Genomic DNA, 18,430 nt, shown 5'->3' with positions numbered 1-18,430 from the left:
TTTGTTAATTATTCACATCTGTTAAGGTTGGAATGGGACGATTTTTATCTTTGTTGTTATTAACAAATTTATATAGCATGCAAATCAATCATTTACTTTCAGTAGCGGAAGAATTTGGCAGTCCTGTTTATGTATACGACGCCGACAAAATTCAATCACAGTACCAACGTTTAACCAATGCTTTTTCCAAGGTGGAAAGCCTGCGCATCAATTATGCAGTCAAGGCATTGTCAAACCTATCTGTTCTTAAGCTACTGAAGAAGATGGGGTCCGGACTTGACACTGTATCCATTCAGGAGGTGCAGTTAGGTCTACTTGCAGGCTTTTCTCCGGAAACGATCATCTATACACCAAACGGTGTTTCGATGGAAGAAATTGAAGAAGTAGCACAATTAGGCGTTCAGATAAATATTGACAATCTATCCATTTTAGAACAATTCGGCGCGAAACATCCAACCACTCCGGTTTGTATCCGTATCAATCCACACGTAATGGCGGGTGGTAATTCGAATATTTCCGTCGGCCATATCGACAGTAAATTCGGTATTTCGATACATCAGATTCCACATTTGCTCCGCATCATCGAGAATACACAGATGCACATTAACGGAATCCACATGCATACCGGTTCGGATATTCTGGATATCGAAGTATTCCTTTATGCCGCCGAAATATTATTTGAAACGGCAAAACACTTTAAAGAACTGGACTTCATCGACTTTGGAAGCGGTTTTAAAGTACCTTATAAAAAAGACGATATCGAAACCAATGTGGAAGAATTGGGTAAAAAACTAACCAAAAGATTCAATGCCTTTTGTAAAGAATACGGCAAAGAGCTGACACTTGCTTTCGAACCGGGTAAATTCCTGGTTAGTGAAGCCGGTTATTTCCTGGCTAAAGTAAATGTGGTCAAACAAACCACATCTACTGTATTTGCAGGAATAGACAGCGGTTTCAACCACCTGATCCGCCCGATGTTCTACGGTTCACAGCACCATATCGAGAACATCACCAACCCGAAAGGAAAAGAGCGTTTCTATTCGGTTGTGGGATATATCTGCGAAACGGATACTTTTGGCAGCAACCGGAAAATTGCCGAAATTAAAGAGGGCGATATCCTGTGTTTCCGCAACGCCGGAGCCTATTGTTTCTCTATGGCATCCAACTATAATTCCCGCGTGCGCCCTGCCGAAGTACTGTGGTATAACGGAAAAGCACACCTCATCAGAGAGCGTGAAACCTTTGAAGATATCATCAGAAATCAGGTAGTACTCGAGTTTGAATACTAAATAAATAAGCAATTAAGAAAAGAGCCGTATTTTATGGCTCTTTTTGCTTAAAATAACACTAACATAAAACGGCTTCCCCAATTGTTTTATACCTTTGTGTCCTTAATTACAGAATTTTACAACATGGACAGAAGGAAATTTTTCAGAAACGGTTCAATTCTAACCTTAGGAACAGCTTTAATGAATCCTTTGGATGCCGTTTCGAACACACTTGATTTCGATACCGTAAGAAAAAATAAAAAAGCCAAAAACATTATCTTCCTTGTTAGCGACGGTATGAGTACCGGAACGTTAAACATGGCCGATCTATACCTTAACAGAAAAACAGGAAACGGTTCAAACTGGTTACAGCTTTACCGTGACAACCGCATTAACCGCGCTTTAATGGATACGGCTTCGGCCAGTTCCATCGTAACCGATTCTTCGGCAGGAAGTTCTTCCTGGGGAGGCGGTTTCAGAGTAAACAACGGTTCCTTAAATGTGGGCCCGAAAGGGGAAGTGCACATGCCGATCTGGCAAAAATTCAAAAAAGCCGGTAAAATGGCCGGTTGTGTAACCACCGTTCCGATCACCCATGCAACGCCGGCCGGTTTTTGCGTAAACAGCAAAAGCAGAAATGCACAGGAAGACATTGCCGAGCAATACCTGGAATTAGGTTTTGACATCATGATGGGCGGCGGAAATAACTATTTCAGCCCGGAAATCAGAAAAGATAAAAAAGACATGTATGCCGCATTTAAAGCAAAAGGTTATCAGGTAGCCCGAACGCGTAAAGAAATGCTGGATACCGACAATAACAAGCCTGTTCTGGGTGTTTTTTATGACGATGCCCTGCCGTATAATATCGACAGAAAAAGCAGTAAAGATTTAACCGAACAGATCCCTACACTGGCAGAAATGGCACAAAAAGCTATTGACCGGATGAAAAATCACAAAAACGGATTCGTATTGCAGGTTGAAGCCGGAAAAGTAGACTGGGCAGCACACGCAAACGATATCGGCGCGTTAATATACGATCAGGTAGGTTTTGACGAAGCGGTAAAAGTAGCCATTGATTTTGCTGAAAAAGACAAAGAAACACTGGTGATCATTACAACCGACCACGGAAATGCCAATCCGGGTGTGATTTATGGCAAATATGCAAATGCCAATTTCGACAGCATCCAGAACTATACCCAGACAAACGAATGGATTTTAAATGCAATCAGTCCGCAGTCGACCGTTAAACAGGTTCATGAAATCATTGAACATGCAAACGGAAAAACCATTACCGATGAAGATGCAAAAACCGTTTTAAGCTATTATGACGGATTACACAAAGAAGACGGTTTGTATAACTATAAAAAATTACCGTATAAAGCGTTTTCCGAAATGCAGCAAAAAACAAACTCTGTGGGATGGATCAGTATGGATCACTCTGCCGATTACGTTGAATTAGCGATGTTCGGACCGGGAAGCGATCTGTTAAAACCTTTCGTTAAGAACACCGACTTACACTACCTGATGCTACAGGCAGCAGAAGTGGAAAATAAATTCTGATCCGGCAACCGGACAGGAACCGCTTAAAATCAGGAAGAAATAGTTCTTCCTGATTTTTTTTATGCCAATCTGAATCCTGCAAAATCTACTGGCAAAGATGCCGGATATTTAATTTCTATTGTAACTTTGTTATACTTTTAATCTACTCCTCCATTGAAAAAAATACTGATTATAGACGATGAAGAAAAACTGCGTTCCTTAATGGCGCGTATTGTTGGTTTGGAAAATTTTGAAGTCTTTCAGGCCGGCGACTGTAAAACAGGTTTAAAAAAACTGGAACAGAACAGTATCGACATTGTACTGTGTGACGTTAAATTACCCGATGGCAACGGCGTTGAACTAACCCGGCAGATCAAGGAAAAATACCCGCACATCGAAGTTATTCTGCTCACTGCCTACGGCAATATTCCCGATGGCGTACAGGCCATTAAAAACGGAGCGTTCGATTATATTGTAAAAGGCGACGACAACAACAAGATCATTCCGTTGCTGCATCGTGCGATAGAAAAGAGCAACCTTACCCGGAGAGTGGCACAACTGGAAGCCCAGCTGGAAACCCGATTTTCCTTTGAAGGAATCATCGGTACCTCCAAAATGCTGCAACAGGCGATCGAACTGGCAAAAAAAGTGGCGGTAACCGATACCACGGTACTATTAACCGGCGAAACCGGAACCGGAAAAGAAGTTTTTGCACAGGCAATCCACCAGTCCAGCAACCGGAAAAACAAAAACTTTGTGGCGATAAACTGTTCTGCTTTCAGCCATGATCTGTTGGAAAGCGAAATGTTCGGTCATATCAGCGGTGCTTTTACCGGTGCGACAAAAGACAAAAAAGGATTGTTTGAAGAAGCGAATAACGGTACCATCTTTTTAGATGAAATTGGCGAAATGCCACTGGACCTGCAGGCGAAATTACTCCGTGTTATCGAAAACGGCGAATTTATTAAAGTAGGCGAAAGCAAGGTCATCAAAGTCGACGTCCGCATTATTGCTGCTACCAACAGAGATCTGTTAAAAGAAATCGAAACCGGTCATTTCCGTCAGGACTTATATTACCGCCTGTCCGTTTTCCAGATACAGTTACCGTCTTTAAAAGAGCGCACTTCCGATATTGCATTGTTAGCCAGCCATTTTTTAGCGATTTTCAGCCTGAAAATGAATAAGAAAATAAAAACACTATCCGACGACTTTATCAGTCTTTTAAAACTGCACAACTGGCCGGGCAACATCCGCGAACTGAAAAACGTACTGGAACGCAGTGTTATCCTGGAAACCGGCGACACACTCACCCGCAGCAGCCTGCCCATAGAAATACAGCAATTACAGGAAGACGGTCAAACCGGAGCACTTCCGATACTTTCTGCTTTTTCGCTGGCTTCCGCCGAAAAAATTCACATACAGAAAGTACTCAACTATACTAACGGAAACAAAACCGAGACGGCACGTTTATTAAATATTGCACTGACTACCCTGTACCGGAAGCTGGACGAATACAAAATATCCTGATTTCTGCTAAAAATACTATCGTTTTGAAAGCCCTGACCCTATCGTTTTGATAGGGTTTTTCTTTTGGCACAACGCCCAGAAAACAATATTCCCAACAAAATCAGCACCTTAGCAGCATTCCTGATTTTTTGGTCTCTGATTTGGCTTATGGTTATCAAATAATTTTAACCATTATGAAAAAATTCAACGACACACTTGTTCAAAAAATGGAGCGCCTGGCAAACATTACAATCAGTAGTCTGCAATTAGGGAAAATAGCCCGAACCAAAAGATGCCTGAATCTGGCTGAAGAACTGTTAAACAAAGGCAATGCCGAAATGAAAAATGCCATTACCAATGTGTATTTGTATTCGGTTTCACATTACATGGAACTCAATCATTACGCTATGGCCAAACTGCTTCCGGTATCCCTTCACAAAGAGTATGTAAAACAAATTAACACTTCCGGAGTATGATAACTGCTGTTTTAACCTTAGCCGGACTGGTGTGCTTTGCACTTTTTTATGCATCGATTTACTATTTTGATAAAATTTAAAGAAATGATACTGCTATTTATTATTGCCCTGGCTGTATTTGCCTACATCTGTTACGTACTGCTGAAACCCGAGAAATTTTAATTCAAGAACACAGAAGGTTTAAGCGGTCATATCTTTTTAAACCTTCTGTGCTGCTTCAAAAAACCAAACAATTTAAAAAATGAATACAGAAATTACAGGAATTGTAATGATGTTTATCCTCACACTGGTGTTAGCCATACCTTTGGGAAGATACATTGCAAAAGTATATTTAGGACAAAAAACATTTTTAGACCCTGTTTTTAATCCCATTGAAAAACTATTTTTCAAAGCAAGCGGAATAGACGCTTCCCGGGAAATGAACTGGAAACAGCATCTGGTAGCGCTTTTAGCCTTAAACACCATTTGGTTTCTTTTGGGAATGCTCATACTGCTCTGCCAGGGTTGGCTGCCGCTCAATCCGGACAACAACCCGAACATGACGCCCGATCTGGCCTTTAATACCGCCATTTCCTTTTTAGTGAACTGTAACCTGCAGCACTATTCCGGGGAAACCGGCGTGAGCTATCTGAGTCAGCTCTTTTTAATGTTCCTGCAATTTGTTTCTGCCGGAATCGGACTTGCTGCCGCGGCAGTACTTTTTAATGCGTTAAAAGAGCGCACAACCGATAAATTAGGAAACTTTTACAACTATTTCATCAAATCCTGTACCCGTATATTATTACCCATATCGGTTATTGTAGCTGTTATCCTGATGTTTAACGGTACACCGATGACTTTTGACGGTAAAGACACGATGACCACCCTGCAGGGCGATACGGTACAGGTTTCCACGGGACCCGCTGCGGCTTTTGTAGCCATCAAACATGTGGGAACCAACGGAGGCGGATTCTTCGGAGCCAATTCGGCACATCCGTTTGAAAATCCGAATTACCTGACCAATACGGTCGAAATGATCGCGCAGATGATTATCCCGTTTGCAATGATATTCGCCCTTGGTTTCTACCTGAACCGCAGAAAACTGTCCTGGATGATTTTTAGCGTTATGACCATCGGATTTTTAGCCTTAACGATACCAACAGTCATTACCGAAATGAACGGAAATCCGGCAATAACCCAAATGGGTATCAACACTGCAAACGGAGCTACCGAAGGAAAAGAAGTACGATTTGGTGCCGCTGCTTCCGGTTACTGGAGCATTGCCACAACGGTTATTTCAACCGGTTCTGTAAACTCCATGCACGACAGTGCTATGCCGTTATCCGGAATGAACGAATTATTAGCCATGATGGTCAACTGCTTCTATGGCGGCTGCGGTGTCGGAATCCTTAACTTTTACATCTTTATTATCCTGGCGGTTTTTATCAGCGGACTGATGGTGGGAAGAACACCGGAATTTCTCGGAAAGAAAATTGAAGCCCGGGAAATGAAAATTGCCATGATCATTGCCTTGTTGCACCCTTTCCTTATTCTGGTTGGCGTTGCCTTATCGACCGCTTTTCCGGAACAGGGAGCCAGTACCTTAAACAATCCCGGCTTCCACGGTTTCAGTGAGATCCTGTATGAGTTTACCTCATCGGCAGCCAATAACGGCAGCGGATTTGAAGGCCTGGGCGATAATAATCCGTGGTGGAACATTACTACCGGTATCGTATTGCTGCTTTCCCGTTTCTTACCAATTATTGGCCCGGTAGCGATTGCCGGAATCTTAGCCGGTAAAAAACACATCCCGGAAAGTGCCGGAACACTAAAAACCGATACGGCTACCTTTGGATTAATGATTTTTGCCGTGATTGCTATTATTGCTGCCTTGTCTTTCTTCCCTTCCCTGACTTTAGGACCGATAGCCGAATATTTTTCAATGAAATAACATTTACAATTGATCTCTCCATTATAAAATAAAGACTGTAATGAAAACCAAAAATAAATCACTGTTTCAAAAAGAGCTGATGCGAGAAGCATTCAAGCAGTCTTTTGTGAAACTCAATCCGGTAACACTCTTCCGAAACCCTATTATGTTCACTGTAGAAATAGGGACTATAATCATGCTGGGTGTTTGCCTGTGGATCGCCACCGGAGAACAGTCGCAAGGAAGTTTTGCCTATAATTTTACGGTATTTCTAATCCTGTTTTTCACCTTGTTATTTGCCAACTTTGCAGAAGCCATAGCAGAAGCACGCGGTAAAGCACAGGCCGACAGTTTAAGAAAAACCCGGGAGGAAACCCCTGCGAAAAAAATAGAGCAGGTTGGCGAACTCTATGTCAATGAAATTACCATTGTTCCTTCATCCAGCCTGAGAAAAGGCGACCTTTTTGTCTGTGAAGCCGGCGATACAATTCCTACCGACGGTGAAATCATTGAAGGACTGGCAACCATTGACGAAAGTGCCATTACCGGGGAAAGTGCGCCGGTAATCCGCGAAGCCGGAGGCGACAAAAGCTCGGTAACCGGAGGGACAAAAGTATTGTCGGACAAAATTAAAGTACAGGTAACCACCGAACCCGGCGAGAGCTTTCTGGACAAAATGATTGCTTTGGTTGAAGGGGCTTCCCGCCAGAAAACACCAAACGAAATCGCCTTAACCATCCTTTTAGCCGGATTTACCTTAGTGTTTATCATTGTTTGTGTGACCCTGAAACCTTTTGCCGATTATGCCAATATTCCCATCACGATAGCCGCTTTTATCTCCTTGTTTATCTGCCTGATTCCAACCACTATCGGCGGGCTGCTTTCCGCCATCGGTATTGCCGGTATGGACAGAGCCTTACGGGCCAATGTGATTACCAAATCGGGGAAAGCAGTAGAAACTGCCGGAGATATTGACGTACTATTGCTGGATAAAACGGGAACGATCACGATCGGTAACCGAAAAGCCACCCATTTCTATCCGGCAAACGGCATAAATGAAAATGATTTTGTGAAAGCCTGTGCCCTTTCTTCCCTTGCCGATGAAACACCCGAAGGAAAATCGATTGTTGAACTGGCCGGAAAAGACACTACCCGTAATTTATCGATACAGGGTGCTACCCTGATCAAATTTACAGCCGAAACCCGAAGCAGCGGTGTTAACCTGCCCAACGGTACCAAAATCCGAAAAGGAGCTTTTGACGCCATCCGCAAGCTAAGTGAAAATGCCGGTTTTGCCTTCCCGGAAGAAACAGCCGGTAAAGTGACCGAAATTTCCAGTAACGGAGGAACGCCGCTGGTAGTATCGGAAAACGAAAAAGTACTGGGTGTAATTGAATTACAGGATATTATCAAACCCGGAATACAGGAACGTTTTGAACGTTTGCGCAAAATGGGTGTTAAAACCGTAATGGTTACCGGTGACAATCCGCTGACAGCGAAATTTATTGCCGAAAAAGCCGGTGTGGACGATTTTATTGCCGAAGCCAAACCGGAAGACAAAATGAATTATATCAAAGCCGAACAGCAGCAGGGTAAACTGGTAGCAATGATGGGTGACGGTACCAATGATGCACCGGCTTTGGCCCAGGCCGATGTTGGTGTCGCCATGAACAGTGGAACACAGGCTGCCAAAGAAGCCGGAAACATGGTCGACCTGGACAACGATCCGACCAAGCTTATTGAAATCGTAGAAATCGGGAAACAATTACTGATGACAAGAGGTACATTAACCACCTTCAGTATTGCCAACGACGTCGCCAAATATTTTGCAATCATACCGGCCTTGTTCATTACCGCCATACCGGCCTTGCAAGGGCTCAACATTATGCAGCTGCACAGCCCGGAAAGTGCCATCCTTTCGGCCGTTATTTTCAATGCTGTTGTAATTCCGTTCTTAATTCCGCTGGCTTTAAAAGGAGTGACCTATAAACCGATAGGCGCTTCTGCCCTGCTGCGAAGAAATCTCTTTATCTACGGATTGGGAGGGATTATTGTCCCGTTCATTGGAATCAAACTGATTGATATTATAGTTGCCTTATTTATGTAAAAAAGCGCTTAAGATGGAACTGTTTTCCGGTTGCATCTTAGGCTGCTTCCAAAATATTAAAATTTAAAAAAATGAAAAATCATCTTATAGCCGGAGCAAAATTAACCGTATTGTGTGCCGTTTTATTTGGCGGTGTGTACACCCTGTTCCTGTTAGGTATTGCCAGACTGGCGCCTAATAACGGGAAAGGATATGTAGTGGAATTCAACGGTAAGAAATACTATCAGAACATCGGACAGTCTTTTACCGATCCGAAATATTTTAACTCCCGCCCTTCTGCCGTGGCTTACAATGCAGCAGGTTCCGGAGGAAGCAACAAAGGCCCAGGCAATCCCGAATATCTGGCTGAAGTTCAAAAACGGATTGACACCTTCCTGATATTGAATCCGGAAGTTAAAAAACAGGATATCCCTGCCGATCTGGTAACGGCAAGCGGTAGTGGTCTGGATCCGGATATCTCTGCACAGGCAGCAAAAGTTCAGGTAAAACGCATTGCTAGAATAAGAAATCTGGAACCTCAGAAACTGGAACAACTCATTGCTGAAAATACAGAAAAACCACTTTTAGGATTTTTCGGTCCTGAAAAAATAAACGTACTCACCCTAAACATCGCCCTTGATAAATTAAAATAAAATGAACACAAAAATATTCGGCTCCGCTTTAGCGGCCTTAGCCTCTTTCGGATTACAGGCACAAAACGACAGTACCAAAACCAAAAAATCACCTTTAACCGTCAGCGGTTATATCGAAACCTACTATGCTTATGATTTTGGAACACCGGAAAACAACACAAGACCCAATTTTATCTATTCCCACAACAGACACAACGAAGTAGCCCTGAATCTGGGTTATCTCAAAGCCAATTATGAAAAAGACAATGTAAGAGCCAACCTCGCCATCATGGCCGGTACCTATAGCAATGCCAATCTGGCTGCGGAACAAGGCGTTTTAAAAAACATTTATGAAGCCAATGCCGGGGTAAAACTGTCTAAAACCAAAAATTTATGGATCGATGCGGGAATCTTTGCATCCCATATCGGATTTGAAAGTGCCGTGGGGAAAGACTGCTGGACACTTACCAGAAGCATACAGGCAGATAATTCTCCCTATTATGAAAGCGGTGCCAAAATATCCTATACAACAGACAACGGCAAATGGTTCATGAGCGGATTGGTTTTAAACGGCTGGCAGCGCATTCAACGCGTTGACGGCAATAAAACCTTAGCCTTTGGCCATCAGCTAACCTACAGGCCGAATGCTAAAATAACCCTGAACAGCAGCTCTTTCATTGGGAACGACAAACCGGATACGATTAAAAAAATGCGCTACTTTCATAACCTTTACGGACAATTCCAGGTTAGTGACAAATGGGGACTGACCGCCGGGCTGGATCTGGGTGCCGAACAAAAAGAAAAAGGAAGCAACAGTTACAACATCTGGTATTCGCCGGTTATCATTGCAAAATATACCGCTACCGACAAAATCAGCCTGGCTGCCCGCGGTGAGTATTATTCCGATAAAAACGGGGTTATTATTGCAACAGAAACACCAAACGGGTTTCAAACCTTCGGATATTCCTTAAATTTGGATTATGCAATTTATCCGAATGTCGTCTGGCGGATTGAAGCAAGAGGACTATCCGGTAAAGATGCTGTTTTCCTTAAAGACAACGAACCTTCAAAGCAAAATTTTGCAGCGGTGACTTCTTTGGCAATCTCATTTTAATAACCATAAATACTACTGTTTTGGAAGACAACAGAGAAGATAATGTACAGCATTTCCTCGATTTGATTCAAAAATCAAGGAAAGGAAAGTTTAAAGTCTACATCGGCATGAGTGCCGGTGTGGGCAAAACGTACCGTATGCTGCAGGAAGCCCATTCCCTTCTTAAAAATGGTATCGATATTAAAATCGGATACATCGAAACCCATAACCGTAAGGAAACCCACGATTTACTCGAGGGTTTGCCTGTTATTCCGCGTCGTAAATTATTCTACAAAGGAAAAGAGCTGGAAGAAATGGATGTACAGGCCATTATTAACTTACGGCCGGAAGTGGTTATTGTAGATGAACTGGCCCATACCAATATTGAAGGCAGCAAAAACGAAAAACGCTGGCAGGATGTTGTCGAAATACTGGAAGCCGGCATTAACGTGATCAGTGCCGTTAATATCCAGCATATTGAAAGCCTTAACGAATCGGTAAAATACATTACCGGCGTTGAGGTAAAAGAACGCATCCCGGACAGTGTACTGGCTCAGGCCGATGAGGTTGTTAATATTGACCTCACTGCCGATGAACTGATTACCCGCCTCAAAGAAGGAAAGATCTATAAAGCGGAGAAAATTGACATGGCTTTAAAGAATTTCTTTAAAGGAGAACACATCCTCCAATTGCGGGAGCTGGCTCTGAAAGAAGTGGCAAGCCAGGTGGAACGCAAAGTTGAAACCGAAGTTATTAAAAGTAAAAATGTACGGCAGGAAAAACTAATGGCCTGCATCAGCAGCAATGAAAAAACCGCAAAACGTGTGATCCGCAAAACCGCCCGGCTTGCGAATTATTACAACAGCAAATGGTTTGTGCTTTACGTACAGCTGCCACAGGAAAGTGCCGATAAAATAGCCCTGGACAAACAGCGCCACCTGATTAACAATTTTAAACTGGCCACAGAACTGGGCGGTGAAGTGATTAAAATAGAACATACCGGAATTGCAAAAGCAATTATTGAACAGGCCGAACTTAAAAAGATTACGACCGTATGCATTGGCAAACCGCGTATGAACTTTCTCAAAATTATTCTCTCGACAAACGTTTTCAAAGAACTATTAAATAAACTATCTTCGAGTGATATTGATCTGATTATTTTAAGTTGATCGGCAAACCATCATCCGGTTATTCAAACAACATGTTAGCACATCAGCAAATGAAAATAAAAACAAAATTAACCTTAGGTGTCGGACTGCTTTTTTTCCTGATCGTTTTGCTTGTCGCATTAGGAGTAAGACAGCTGCACACATTGGCTAATGACACCGAAAATATTTTAGTGGACAACTACAATTCGTTAGACTATTCCCGAAATATGCTTAAAGAGCTGGATAAGTTTGAACTTGAAAAACAGTCCCTGACAAAATTTAACAGCTTCCTGGAATTGCAAAGCAAAAATATCACGGAAATCGGCGAAAAGGAATTAACCGAAAACCTGTTGGAAGATGCCCGTACTTTTCAGAAGCAAACAGATAATAAGGTTGTTATTGCCCAGATTCGCAATGACCTTAACGACATTATGAAACTGAATATGGATTCGATCCAGCGGAAAAGTATTGTCGCTTCCCACACGGCAGACAAAGCCATATTGTGGATTTCAATTACCGGTTCCATGTGCTTTATTATTGCCTTTACCCTACTGATCAATCTTCCGAGCAATATTGCCGACCCGATCAGGGACCTTACCGAAAGCATCCGCCAGATTGCCGGAAAAAACTATTCCCGGAGAGTTCATTTTGAAGGCCACAGCGAATTTGGCGACCTCGCCAAATCGTTCAACACCATGGCCGAAAAGCTACAGGAATACAGCGATAGCAACCTTGCCCGCCTGATGATGGAGAAAAAGCGGATCGAAACGCTGATTAACAACATGCACGATCCGGTTATCGGTCTGGACGACAGCAATAAAATATTGTTTGCCAATGAAGAAGCCTTAAAGATATCCGGATTAAAAGCCGAGGACGTAACCGGAAAACCGGTTCAGGAAGTCGCGCTTTATAACGACCTGATCCGTTCGCTGATCCAGCATCTTGCCAATAACAGTGCTGCCGAAAGCAAACCAGAAACGCTTAAGATCTATGCGGACAATAAAGAAAGCTATTTTGAAAAACAGCTGGTTCCGATTATCATTCTGCCTACCGGCGAAACCGAGAAAAAAGAAATCGGTTCCTTTATTATCCTTCGCAATGTAACGGCACACAAAGAACTGGATTATGCGAAAACCAATTTTATCGCTACCGTTTCCCATGAGTTTAAAACCCCTATTGCTTCGATGAAAATGAGTCTGCAATTACTCGAAAATGAAGGAATAGGTACTCTTAACGACGAACAGAAACACCTGATCTCAGGAATTAAAGACGATACCAGACGCCTGCTGCGCACCACTTCCGAGCTACTGAACATCACTCAGGTAGAAACCGGAAAAACACAGCTGAACATTGAAGCCTGTAATATCAAAAAAATTATAAAAGACGCTGTAGAAACAACCCGCAATCTCGCCGAGCAAAAACACATATTGCTGCAAACGGAAATCCAGGAAAATGTCTCGCAAGTTTTAGCCGACCAGGAAAAGACAACCTGGGTTATTTCGAATTTAATTACCAATGCCATCCGGTATTCCTATGAAAATTCGGCCATACTGCTTACGGCTGCCAACCGGGATAACCTGGTCACGATTACCGTAAAAGACAACGGCCTGGGTATATCCTCCCAATACAAAGACAAAATTTTTGATAAATACTTCCGCATTCCGGGTTCTGAAAAAGAAGGAACCGGACTGGGACTGGCTATCAGCAAAGAATTTATAGAAGCACAATGCGGTACCATTACTGTTGACAGCGAACTGGGTTCCGGAAGTACATTTACGATCACGTTAAAAACAGCTTAGTTTCCCCTTTTTTCAAACGCTTATAAAAGCCTCCGATTTTTGTCAAAATCAGAGGCTTTTTTTGTTGATTTCCGTTTTCCTGCACTTTTTTTAAAGGCGGTCTTTCCGGCATTGCGTTTTTCCCATTTCTCTCTTTAAAAACGTAAAATACTGATTTACAATTACTTAAATTTAAGATCTAACCAAATTATTGCTGTTTTGTCGGGGAAAATTCCCCATAAAATAACCCGAAAAAATCCCCGTGCAAAAAAAGGGAATATCCTCTACCTCAAGCAGTTAAACCAACGCAATTTTACATCAGAAAATTTAACGTAAAAAATCAGAGGCATTATTCTTAAAACAATTCATCAGAATAATAATCTGAAAAATTTATTAATCAACTAAAAAATTGAAATCATGAACAACAGAGTAATTTTTAGAGTAATAATGGTAATCATTATCATTATCGGAGGGATCATCATCATCATTGGAAGAAAACCAATCCCGGAACCTATTTGTATTGTATGCGGCGATAACATCCTGAGCCTTTTAGGTTTTGCAGAAGTCGTTTTAGGCGCCATCGCTCTTAACGTACACAACAAGCTTATCAAAACAGCAAATATTAATGTCCGTTAATATTATTCACTAAAAAAAAATGATGGCGGTATCCGAAAAGCCTGGAACAGAGTAGGAAAATATCAAAATACACATTTATTATGGCACAAGTAACACCACTTGGTTATCCGCACGCCGGAGCAGGATCAGTAGAAATTCTTTTAGAAGACGTAGACGGGGCAGATTATGCCGTGTTGTTCTCACCCGATCCAAACAATATCGAATTACGGGAAAACGGACAGGCAATGCAATTCTATTACTATCCGAAAAATCCAAGATTAGCAAAAGAACCCGGAAAAGACGGAAAATATAAATTTGCGATGCAGGTTTTCAAATCAGAAGGAGATTCTTCAACCGTTATCGGAGCTGAAGGACTTGAAGAAGAAGCAGGCGCTTATACAACACTGACCAGTACTATTGATCTACCGGAAGCCTTACTGAAAAAAGCGATCGACAAATTAAAAACCAGACTGCACACCGAATATCAGAATCAGAGACAATCTAAAATTATGGGGTTATTTTCTTTCCTGAAAGGAGTTGACCGCGACTTTAACGAAACAAATGTACGCCCGATACAATTGGTTGAAAATACTATTGCCATGCACATTGTAGGAGAAAAATCGCCTAACAATCCGTTTGGCGGTGCCAACCCGTGGACCTTCAACATCCAGGGTGAAGGAAACGGCAGTACTTTCGGTTTAGGTGAAAACGCATTTTCCGTATTAATGGGCAGAAACAGTGCTTCCCTTGTTAAAAACGCTTTGGAAAACGGAAATAACAATCTGGTTGTGGAAAACAACATTAAATACAAAGCCTATTTGCCGACAACAACAATCAAAACGACCGTAAACATGAAAAAGGTGCATACCTATTTCTCTTCTAAAGTAAACGTGAGCTGGTCGTTTGTGGACTTAAACTGGGAAAATGAGTATGAGAAACTGGTAACGGACGGTTCCATTATTTCTGAAATCGTAACAGACAATCAGTTTTCAAATGACGAAAGAAAGAAAATTGAAGAAGCACTATTATCAAAACAAAGGGATTTTGCCTTTAAAATGATCGAAAAACAAATCCTTGACGTACCGAACAAACAGTTTACGGCGGTAAAAGATCCGGAAAAACAAGGTGGAATTTTCCGTTTTATCTTTGGTTCGGGAAGTGTGGGCGCTAATTTAAAATCGGCTACAGACATTAAAGAGATCAACTTTAAAGATGAAATCAAATTCTCTGCAATTGAGGTTTTAGACTCTAAAATCAGTGGTAATCTTGATACGCTGACCACAAAATCGGGAGCAGCTGCAAAAGAAGAACTGAAAAAGTACATTACCGAAGTACGTCTGGATGAAGACTTTACCAAAGTTCAGGTGGTTGCCGCTTTAAACGGAGGTTTGATTAAAATGGATAAAGACGGTGAAATCCTGAACGACAGCCCGGTAAGCCAGGTTTCTTTAGAAGTTGGGTATCCGGATTCCAAAGGAAAAATTGTCTGGAAAAGTTCCGGTAGAATGATTGCGCCGGAAGGAACTCCTTATGTAAAAACAACCAGCAGAACCGGAAAAGACATCGACGCTATTTTCCCGGCCACCTGGACCGACAAGTCTAAAGACAAAAACGCTTTTGTTTTCGACTTCGTGCGCAACACTACCGGCGGAAAGATAAAAGTACGTCAAAACATCATGTATGAAAAAGACAAACGAATCAAATTAAAAGATACCGTTAACGAATTTGAGTTTGACGGAACCAAATTGTTCATTCCGCTTCCGGTACAGAACATGATTAACTATAATCTTTCTACAGAACAGTTGTTTGACTGTGACACTCTTGAGGTTACTTTTAAAGTGGATAAAATGCCAACTAAAAAGTTCAAGTTCACGGCCGAAAACTACGAAGAACTGATTCCGTATCGTTCGTGGTATGAGTTTGATTATGAGATCAAGCCGACACAATATAAAGTGAAATACACCTGTAAAGGAAAAATAGGCAGTAAATCGAAAAAAATCACCCTTTCTACCGATTACCAAAATATTGACTACCAGGAAGGTGATATCTTATTTGAACTTCCAACCGGAACAGATGCTCAAAACAAAGACATCGAAAAAATAAGAGCGCCATTCATGGAATAGTCCATCCCCGATAAAACTGAAAGGAGTGTTTTTCATTCCTTTTAGTTTTATTTTTTAATGCTTTTCAACTCAAAAAAACAATATCATGCCGGATAACAATACTTTTAAACTGGACGGAACAAAATTAGTTCCGATTAACCGCTTCAACCTGGAAGCCTCCAAACCGAGCAGTTCTTTTTCGGCTGTGGCGGTAAACAACCTTCAGAAATTCACGGTAATTGAACATCCTGTTGTTCATTCCATCAATATAAACCCCACAACTCCGGTAAACAGGGAACGTTTGCCTCTTGTGGAAAACAACATTTTAATCACGGAAAATTCGCTTTTTCAGGATTATAACGACAATAAGATATTCTTTACTTTTCCCGAGGTGATCATCACGCCTAACGACAATACCGTTTTTTATTATGAAAACATTCTGGACGCTTTCGGGCGGAACAGTGGTCTTTACGGCTATGTAACGCTGCGTTATGCCATCCGGAACAAACCCGAAACCAGTACGCTGCGCAACATCCCTATCCAATTGCGGGAAGTGGTCCTAAACCTGAGAGTCGAGAACAATAAAGAAACGGAAACCGTAAAGATAAACGGCCTTATCAATCCGGAAAAAAGTGAGATCCTCTTTAACCTGAAAGACCAGGCGGTAAAAATTGCATTCCTGAATATGGTCACCAAAATTGAAACACTAAAATCCAGCCTGGACTTATTTTTTGATTTTAAAGGCTATACCAAATTCCGGCGTAAATTTCTATATGCCAAAGGTATCGACGGCACCACCACGCCGCCCATCATCAACCGGGATCCGGATACGGCTGCCAGTGCCCGGATGAGCCTGAAAACCGCTGCCTTACTGGACAGTCCGTTGCTCATTCGTTCCAATTCTGCCAAAAGCCTGATTTCAAAAGAAACGATGCGCGAGATACAGAAAGAGCAGAACATTGTTGCCGAAGAACCGGAACAATATGTAAAAAGTACGTTTTTGCTAAAGGTAAACAAAACCATTAATTACCCTTTAGCCGCAGATGCTTCAATAAGCCTTTACAAAACAATTGACGGCGGTTTTATCGTTAATCCGTTTAATTCCAATTACGACTTTTCCCAATTCAGACAGATCTTTATTCCGGGAGTCAACTACAACAAACTTTCCATTTATAAATCGACGATTCAGCCGAATACGTTCCTGCTGATCTCAAAAATATACTGCCTGTCCAGAGCAATCGACACAAAGAAACCGTGTATTTCAACCATTTTTCATGCCTATGAAGACGGAACCGGATTGACCGAAGATATTTCAAAAATCAGCTTTCAGTTTGCTTTGGGCCCGGATTTATCCGATTATGATCTTACCAAATTAAAAATCGATTTGAAAAACAATAACTTCCTGGATGGAAATCCGGCCGACTACCTGAATGAGATCCAGTTTTTATATCCCAACAATATTGATTCCGACTTTGACATCAGCGGTAATTATTTCCTTCAGAAATCGGATGTGACGACAGACGGGAAATACTTCCTGTTTTCCATTACCACCGAAAACCTCAACGATGCCAGCCTGCTCATCAATGCTTTGAACAATTCCGTTTCCCAGTTTGCCAATATCAATTTCAGGCATAAGGAGATTAAGGATACCAGTATTATCGAACTGAATATTGAAAAAACAAACGGCGAGCTGCTGGATACCGTTTTTGACCGTACTTCCAAAAAGCTGACTACGGAAAACAAGTCGATTTCCAAGTGTAAAATCAATGCGGTACTTTTTATCGACCACAATAATGCGCCTTATTTCAACAACGCTTTCTTTGCCAAATATCCGTTACTGGACAGCGGGCAAACCGTGGAACTGGCACTGAATGCTATTAGCAGCGAAAATGCCATGCTGAACCTGAAAGACGTGTATTTTGATTATGAAAGTATTGAAGACATCAGTACGGAATTCAGCCAGATCGTTTCCAAATCGACAGACTATAACAAATACATACAGTTGCAAATTCAGAAACAAAACACGAAGATCAGTAAAATTCAGATTGAGCTGGTGGTTGACGAAACCCTGAGTAAATTCAATATCGAAAAGCTGAAAGCTGAATTTTCAATTCCCGTCCTTTTTAACTTTATCATAAAAAATACCGTTCCGCAGGGAAGAACAACACTTTCTTACCGAATAAATTATTTCGACAAGAACGACAATATCATTGCTTCCAAAAACAGCATTTTTGATTTCTCGGACACTTCCATTATGACGATACCCAAACACAAATAG

14 protein-coding genes are annotated in these 18,430 nt (G+C 41.8%); all 14 read left to right on the top strand.

Features of this window, described 5'->3' with window-relative positions; all coding sequences use genetic code 11:
- Positions 1-77: 77 nt before the first annotated feature.
- A complete protein-coding gene (lysA, locus tag B3394_RS09270) occupies positions 78-1,289 on the top strand; it encodes a diaminopimelate decarboxylase (protein ID WP_177735418.1) in 1,212 nt (403 codons plus the stop codon).
- A gap of 123 nt (positions 1,290-1,412) precedes the next feature.
- Positions 1,413-2,828 carry an alkaline phosphatase gene (locus tag B3394_RS09265; RefSeq protein WP_286915477.1) on the top strand — a complete coding sequence of 472 codons (1,416 nt, stop codon included), beginning with the start codon at positions 1,413-1,415 and terminating at the stop codon, positions 2,826-2,828.
- Between the two features lie 153 nt (positions 2,829-2,981).
- Positions 2,982-4,334: a sigma-54-dependent transcriptional regulator gene (locus B3394_RS09260; protein ID WP_286915472.1), complete on the top strand. Its 1,353-nt coding sequence runs from the start codon at positions 2,982-2,984 to the stop codon at positions 4,332-4,334.
- Between the two features lie 173 nt (positions 4,335-4,507).
- The gene (locus B3394_RS09255) at positions 4,508-4,789 is read left to right on the top strand and encodes a DUF7674 family protein (protein WP_286915471.1); all 282 of its coding nucleotides are present in this window, start codon (positions 4,508-4,510) and stop codon (positions 4,787-4,789) included.
- A 48-nt stretch (positions 4,790-4,837) separates the two neighbouring features.
- Positions 4,838-4,951: a potassium-transporting ATPase subunit F gene (locus B3394_RS18160; protein WP_414654265.1), complete on the top strand. Its 114-nt coding sequence runs from the start codon at positions 4,838-4,840 to the stop codon at positions 4,949-4,951.
- 79 nt (positions 4,952-5,030) lie between these two features.
- Positions 5,031-6,719: a potassium-transporting ATPase subunit KdpA gene (kdpA, locus tag B3394_RS09250; protein WP_286915469.1), complete on the top strand. Its 1,689-nt coding sequence runs from the start codon at positions 5,031-5,033 to the stop codon at positions 6,717-6,719.
- Positions 6,720-6,759: 40 nt separating this feature from the next.
- Positions 6,760-8,805 (top strand): potassium-transporting ATPase subunit KdpB, encoded by a 2,046-nt coding sequence (gene kdpB / locus B3394_RS09245; protein ID WP_273243570.1) that lies wholly within the window; start codon positions 6,760-6,762, stop codon positions 8,803-8,805.
- A gap of 71 nt (positions 8,806-8,876) precedes the next feature.
- The gene (locus B3394_RS09240; protein ID WP_177735430.1) at positions 8,877-9,437 is read left to right on the top strand and encodes a K(+)-transporting ATPase subunit C; all 561 of its coding nucleotides are present in this window, start codon (positions 8,877-8,879) and stop codon (positions 9,435-9,437) included.
- 1 nt (position 9,438) lies between these two features.
- Positions 9,439-10,530 carry a porin gene (locus B3394_RS09235; RefSeq protein WP_273243573.1) on the top strand — a complete coding sequence of 364 codons (1,092 nt, stop codon included), beginning with the start codon at positions 9,439-9,441 and terminating at the stop codon, positions 10,528-10,530.
- A gap of 20 nt (positions 10,531-10,550) precedes the next feature.
- Complete coding sequence (locus B3394_RS09230) at positions 10,551-11,678, top strand: sensor protein KdpD (protein ID WP_177735434.1); 1,128 nt, start codon at positions 10,551-10,553, stop codon at positions 11,676-11,678.
- Positions 11,679-11,728: 50 nt separating this feature from the next.
- Positions 11,729-13,456 (top strand): HAMP domain-containing sensor histidine kinase, encoded by a 1,728-nt coding sequence (locus B3394_RS09225; RefSeq protein ID WP_286915467.1) that lies wholly within the window; start codon positions 11,729-11,731, stop codon positions 13,454-13,456.
- A 396-nt stretch (positions 13,457-13,852) separates the two neighbouring features.
- Positions 13,853-14,071, top strand: a complete 219-nt coding sequence (locus B3394_RS09220; protein ID WP_177735438.1) for a hypothetical protein — start codon at positions 13,853-13,855, stop codon at positions 14,069-14,071.
- A gap of 80 nt (positions 14,072-14,151) precedes the next feature.
- On the top strand, positions 14,152-16,173 hold the full coding sequence (locus B3394_RS09215) for a hypothetical protein (RefSeq protein WP_286915458.1): 2,022 nt from the start codon (positions 14,152-14,154) through the stop codon (positions 16,171-16,173).
- A gap of 85 nt (positions 16,174-16,258) precedes the next feature.
- A complete protein-coding gene (locus B3394_RS09210; RefSeq protein WP_286915456.1) occupies positions 16,259-18,430 on the top strand; it encodes a hypothetical protein in 2,172 nt (723 codons plus the stop codon).

Source organism: Flavobacterium sp. UBA4197 (genome assembly GCF_002379575.1).
GTDB lineage: Bacteria > Bacteroidota > Bacteroidia > Flavobacteriales > Flavobacteriaceae > Flavobacterium > Flavobacterium inviolabile.
Note: the sequence above shows the minus strand (reverse complement) of the source record. Positions and strands in the feature narration are given on the sequence as shown.

Coding starts and splice junctions, on each gene's coding strand:
- lysA (WP_177735418.1), top strand. CDS start 78: ATGCAAATCAATCATTTACTTTCAGTAGCGGAAGAATTTGGCAGTCCT.
- B3394_RS09210 (WP_286915456.1), top strand. CDS start 16,259: ATGCCGGATAACAATACTTTTAAACTGGACGGAACAAAATTAGTTCCG.
- kdpB (WP_273243570.1), top strand. CDS start 6,760: ATGAAAACCAAAAATAAATCACTGTTTCAAAAAGAGCTGATGCGAGAA.
- B3394_RS09225 (WP_286915467.1), top strand. CDS start 11,729: ATGAAAATAAAAACAAAATTAACCTTAGGTGTCGGACTGCTTTTTTTC.
- B3394_RS09240 (WP_177735430.1), top strand. CDS start 8,877: ATGAAAAATCATCTTATAGCCGGAGCAAAATTAACCGTATTGTGTGCC.
- B3394_RS09220 (WP_177735438.1), top strand. CDS start 13,853: ATGAACAACAGAGTAATTTTTAGAGTAATAATGGTAATCATTATCATT.
- kdpA (WP_286915469.1), top strand. CDS start 5,031: ATGAATACAGAAATTACAGGAATTGTAATGATGTTTATCCTCACACTG.
- B3394_RS18160 (WP_414654265.1), top strand. CDS start 4,838: ATGCATCGATTTACTATTTTGATAAAATTTAAAGAAATGATACTGCTA.
- B3394_RS09235 (WP_273243573.1), top strand. CDS start 9,439: ATGAACACAAAAATATTCGGCTCCGCTTTAGCGGCCTTAGCCTCTTTC.
- B3394_RS09265 (WP_286915477.1), top strand. CDS start 1,413: ATGGACAGAAGGAAATTTTTCAGAAACGGTTCAATTCTAACCTTAGGA.
- B3394_RS09255 (WP_286915471.1), top strand. CDS start 4,508: ATGAAAAAATTCAACGACACACTTGTTCAAAAAATGGAGCGCCTGGCA.
- B3394_RS09215 (WP_286915458.1), top strand. CDS start 14,152: ATGGCACAAGTAACACCACTTGGTTATCCGCACGCCGGAGCAGGATCA.